This is a genomic window from Paraburkholderia sp. SIMBA_027, assembly GCF_046535315.1.
Lineage (GTDB): Bacteria > Pseudomonadota > Gammaproteobacteria > Burkholderiales > Burkholderiaceae > Paraburkholderia > Paraburkholderia tropica.
Map to the genome: position 1 here is coordinate 1 of NZ_JAWRWY010000047.1, position 4,578 is coordinate 4,578.

Genomic DNA, 4,578 nt, shown 5'->3' on the forward strand with positions numbered 1-4,578 from the left:
CAGCATTTCACCTTCGCTACGACATCAGGGGCCTTGCAGTTATCGGGGGCTTTGCAGAGCGACATATCGTATTTTCCTGTTTGCCTATTCTGCAAAGACTTCCTGCAAAGTCCGCAGGGTATCCAACAACGTCTTATCGGCCACTGCGCCCTCTTTCTTGACCAGTCGCACCTTGTCTACTGCGCGAATTTGGTCCAGAAGGATCAAGCCCTGTTTGCGCTTGAACGTCACAGGAATCCGAAACGGCGCAGGACGCCCCTTGGAAGTCATCGGCGCGACGACGACTGTGCGCAAGTGGTCGTGCATTTCGGGAGGCGAAACGACGACACAGGGGCGCGTCTTTTGAATCTCGCTACCAAGCGTCGGATCGAGCGCAACCAACCAGACTTCCCCGCGCATCACCATGCAAGCTCCGCGTCATCGGCATTCGAAAACTCGCCCATGACCAGCGCATCGTCGCGACTCTCTGCCAGAGCCTTGCTCGCATCCGCCCAACCCTCACGGGCTTTGTGCTTCGGACGGCGCAGAACAATCGCGTCGTTCTCGACTTCCATTTCCACTTCGCTCTCCAGCCCGAGTTGCGCAAGGACGGGCTTCGGAATCAGCACGCCCTGCGAGTTCCCCATTCTGCGAATCGTCGTTCTCATAGCCTCTCCAAGTAATGACAATGTTACACCTTGCGGCGGCAACGGTCAACACAATGTTATTACACTCGGCGCACCGTGTCACGCCCGCCGCATCGGGCCGCGCCGGATGCAGATGGCTCTCATAGAACGTCGCAGAAGTAAGCGTTCGAATGAGGCCGTAGTTCCGGGAGTTGACGGGCGCGGAGGGAGCGGCTACCGAATGGGCCTGGCCCTCGCGGCCGCAGGCAGGTGCGGTGCAACGTTCCAGGGCAGCAGCTCGTCGATGCGGTTGCCTGCTCATGCTGGTCCTGTCACCAGCGTCGGGCGAACGCCGCGACACGGTCGTAGGAGCCGGTGAAGCCCAATGCGCGCAAGTCCTGTTCAAAACAGACTAACGTTATCGTCCGCATCTGTGGTGTTACCCGGTCGATGCGTTGCGTCTGGTTTGGCCAAATGGTTTTTCGACTGCGGCCTGGCCAGGCGCCAGACAGTCTCGACGAGGGCGAGATGCGAAAGCGCGCGCGGGAAGTTGCCGGAGAGATGGCGGCCGGGAACGTTGTACTCTTCTGCCAGCAATCCGAGGTCGTTGCGCACTGCCAGCGCGCGCTCAAACTGCGCACGCACATCGTCGTGACGTGCCTGCATGCTCATGCAGTCCGCGAGCCAGCAAGAGCAGGCGAGAAAGCTGCCTTCGGCGGACCCATCGACAGGTGCCTTGAGCCGGCGGATGAAATCGCCTTCGTTAAGCTCTCGCTCGATGCGAACGATCGCGCTCGCCATCCTGGGGCCGTGCCGCGGCGATAAATCCGACCGCAAGCAGCCGCAACAGACTCGCGTCGACTGCCTGACCACCATAGGTCTGTACGAGCGAACCGAGGCCGTCACATCAGCCTTCGCTGAACGCACGCGCACGGTACTCTCCCGCCGACCGGCGGCCCTTTGACTCCGCTGTACCCCCAACACAATGATTGGCTCGGGCAGCCAGTCATCTGCCAGGAGATAATCCCTTGGCACAACCAGCAGTCACCAGGGACCGCACATGAATTCATCCAAAACACCCAAAAACAGACTCCCCGGCAAACATGAGCTGGAAGCGATGTCGGTGTTCCGTTACGACCTGCGAAAATTCCTGCGCGCCTCCGAAGAAATCGCTAACGAAGCCGGCATAACAACGCTTCAATACCAGTTACTGTTGCATGTGCGCGGTTTCCCTGGACGGCAATGGGCGACGGTCGGCGAACTTGCCGAGCGGCTACAAGCCGCTCCGAACGGTACGGCAGCCCTCGTCTCGCGCTGCGAGTCGGCGGGCCTCGTGATACGCAAGACCGATCCCGCAGACCGCCGGCAGGTTCAGGTGCATCTCTCGCCTAAGGGCGAGCAGTTTCTGTTAAGCCTGGCCGCGAAACACAAGGCGATCTACGGCACATTCCACTGGGTCTTCGACGGCACCGGCGGCTAAACGCCGTCGAGAGCAATCTCATATTTATGTCACAATGTGCCCTAATTGATACTTTGGGCATTTCTCATGCGCATGCTCGCTCTTTTCGAACGTCCGCGGCTGCTTCGCCGGCAACGCCACTGGTTCTACTTCGGGATGTTCTGGCTCGGCGCCGTCGCAACCGGTCTCGTTGCCGTACTGTATGCGAGGATGATCGACTTCGGCTACGAGACGTTCTTGCATATGACAGCCCGCGCTCCATGGGCACCCCTCATCGTGACCCCCGCCGTTGCGGCGCTGGGCGTCTGGATCACGCGCCGGTGGTTTCCTGGGGCCGAAGGTAGTGGCATTCCTCAGGTCATCGCGTCGCTGCATGACGTGCGCGACCTGGGTCCACGCCTGCTGACACTACGCATTCTGGTCGGCAAGATCGCCCTCTCATTTCTCGCGATCCTGGGCGGCTTCACCATCGGCCGCGAAGGTCCGACCATCCATGTCGGTGCCGCGCTCATGTTCTCGCTGCGACGCTTCTATCCAGCGCGTTTGCATGGCGTCTACCGCGCGGGACTCGAGCACAAGCTCGCACTTGCGGGCGCAGCGGCCGGTTTGTCGGCGGCGTTCAACGCGCCACTCGCAGGCGTCGTCTTCGCGATCGAGGAACTGACGCGAAGCTTCGAGGCACGCACGAGCGGCGTCATCATCACCGCAATCATTTTCTCCGGCGTGGTATCGCTCGCGCTGCAGGGCAACTACGTCTATTTCGGCACGATCGCGATCAATGGCAATCTGCCCAGTCTTCTCGCCATCGCGGTAGTCCTGGTCGGTGTGGTGACCGGCATCGCGGGTGGCGTGTTCTGCTGGCTGCTGCTCAACACCAGAAAGTGGATGCCAGACCGACTAATCGCGCTGCGAGACGAACGGCCCGTGGTATTTGGCGCAGTATGTGGCCTGTTTATCGCCGTGATCGGCGTGGCCAGTGGCGGCCATCTGTTCGGAAGTGGCTACGCGGAAGCGCGTGGCATGCTCGAAGGTCACTCGCAACTGGGCGTGGCCTATCCGCTGCTGAAGATGGCATCGATGGTCGGCTCCTACCTGCCGGGCACACCGGGCGGTTTGTTCGCCCCGTCGCTGGCGATCGGCGCGGGCATCGGCAACACCCTTCACATGGTCTTCGGTCATATGCAGTTGCCGATGCTGATCGCACTGGGGATGGTCGGCTATCTCGCCGCCGTCACACAGAGCCCGATCACGGCGTTCGTGATCGTCATCGAAATGATCAACGGCCACGCGCTGGTGATTTCGCTGATGGCTACGGCGCTTGTGGCGAGTCAGGTCTCGAAGCTCCTCGCGCCGCCGCTTTACGAAGCGCTCGCGCAACGCTATCTGGTGGACAAGTAAACCGCGCCGCTCGCCCATGACAGCGCGTCGGTCGGCACGGCACCGCATTTCGGCCTTAGCGAAGCGTCGCTGCATGAGTGCGCAACTCGGGCGATCGTTCGCCAGTCGTGTGCCCGCCCGGCACGAGACAGTGCTGGACGATCTCCAGATAACGCGACGGCGCAATACGCCCCTCGAAAAATTCGGCGCGCGTGCGATGGCTCCGACGCCGAAGCACTACGCCTAACTCCACGCCCTGAAACCACGAACGGGCGCTGATTCGCCAGGTCGCGCGCGTGGACGTAAGAGCAAGGTTGTGCGTCGAGAGCTTCCAGTCGTGCATCACGCAATCAGCGACAGTCAATGGCGGGGTTGGCGAGGTACCGCTAAAGACCAGAGGCAATGCAGCAATTGTCGAAACGGCCGAATGGTCGCTACAGGCGGCCAGCACGAGGCATGCAACACACGCCGCCATCCGGCGCTTCACATTCACAGTCATCTTGCTCCGTCCCGCGACAGTTTCCCCGTACCGGGAACGTAGCAGACATCTCCGGCATGGCTTCTTCCTGGCCGACTCGCCCGCGTGGCAACCATGATTCAGGGCGTCGAGACGGCCTCGATGTCCCCGCACGTTACCCGGCCGCCCCGGGTCGAGCCGGTCTTCAGCCGTCAATCTTACGCGTTCGATGACGCGCCTTCCATCGTATTTTTGCTTGACGATCGCAACGGCAATCAGACGATGCCCGCCTGGGCGCTAATTTAAGATTCACTTAATTTTTCGTGGCTAGATTACGCGATATGGCACGTTATGCCTTAATTGCTTCATTGCTCGCAGCACGGTGGCGGGAATTGGCCACGTGCTGTTTCCGAACCTGGACGCAATGTCCGGTCGCCGCCGTCGTATCGGTGGCAGCTTTGGCCCAGCCTCTGCGCTGGGTCTTTTTTTGATTGTGCCGACATGCAAACTTCATCCTCTTCGTCAGCTGTGACGCCAGGCCTCACCGCATCCGAAAGGCGCGCGACGATGTCGCTTGCCGCGATCTTCGCGCTGCGCATGCTCGGCCTCTTCATGATCATGCCGGTGTTTTCGGTCTACGCGAAAACCATTCCCGGCGGCGACAACCTGCTGCTTGTCGG

The 4,578-nt window shown here is 60.9% G+C and carries 6 protein-coding genes and 1 pseudogene; 3 read left to right on the forward strand and 4 right to left on the reverse strand.

The features are described from left to right. Positions 1 to 84 precede the first annotated feature (84 nt). The 3 genes from SB764_RS37885 to SB764_RS37895 form a co-directional block, all read right to left on the reverse strand. The gene (locus tag SB764_RS37885; protein ID WP_028371700.1) at positions 85 to 405 is read right to left on the reverse strand and encodes a type II toxin-antitoxin system PemK/MazF family toxin; all 321 of its coding nucleotides are present in this window, start codon (positions 403 to 405) and stop codon (positions 85 to 87) included. Beyond that, positions 399 to 647, reverse strand: a complete 249-nt coding sequence (locus SB764_RS37890; protein ID WP_410866447.1) for an AbrB/MazE/SpoVT family DNA-binding domain-containing protein — start codon at positions 645 to 647, stop codon at positions 399 to 401. Before SB764_RS37890 ends, SB764_RS37885 begins: the two co-directional genes overlap by 7 nt. 360 nt (positions 648 to 1,007) lie before the next feature. Beyond that, complete coding sequence (locus SB764_RS37895; protein ID WP_410866451.1) at positions 1,008 to 1,406, reverse strand: glycoside hydrolase family 15 protein; 399 nt, start codon at positions 1,404 to 1,406, stop codon at positions 1,008 to 1,010. 259 nt (positions 1,407 to 1,665) lie between these two features. On the opposite strand from SB764_RS37895, the gene SB764_RS37900 reads away from it, so the two are divergent. Continuing rightward, positions 1,666 to 2,085, forward strand: a complete 420-nt coding sequence (locus SB764_RS37900) for a MarR family winged helix-turn-helix transcriptional regulator (RefSeq protein WP_410866448.1) — start codon at positions 1,666 to 1,668, stop codon at positions 2,083 to 2,085. 72 nt (positions 2,086 to 2,157) lie between these two features. Further along, on the forward strand, positions 2,158 to 3,462 hold the full coding sequence (locus SB764_RS37905) for a chloride channel protein (protein ID WP_410866450.1): 1,305 nt from the start codon (positions 2,158 to 2,160) through the stop codon (positions 3,460 to 3,462). A gap of 55 nt (positions 3,463 to 3,517) precedes the next feature. Here SB764_RS37905 and SB764_RS37910 read toward each other — a convergent pair whose 3' ends face one another. Further along, positions 3,518 to 3,940 carry a hypothetical protein gene (locus tag SB764_RS37910; RefSeq protein ID WP_410866449.1) on the reverse strand — a complete coding sequence of 141 codons (423 nt, stop codon included), beginning with the start codon at positions 3,938 to 3,940 and terminating at the stop codon, positions 3,518 to 3,520. 459 nt (positions 3,941 to 4,399) lie between these two features. Between SB764_RS37910 and SB764_RS37915 the strand changes: the two are divergent. Further along, a pseudogene (locus tag SB764_RS37915) lies at positions 4,400 to 4,578 on the forward strand (MFS transporter); the annotation flags it as partial.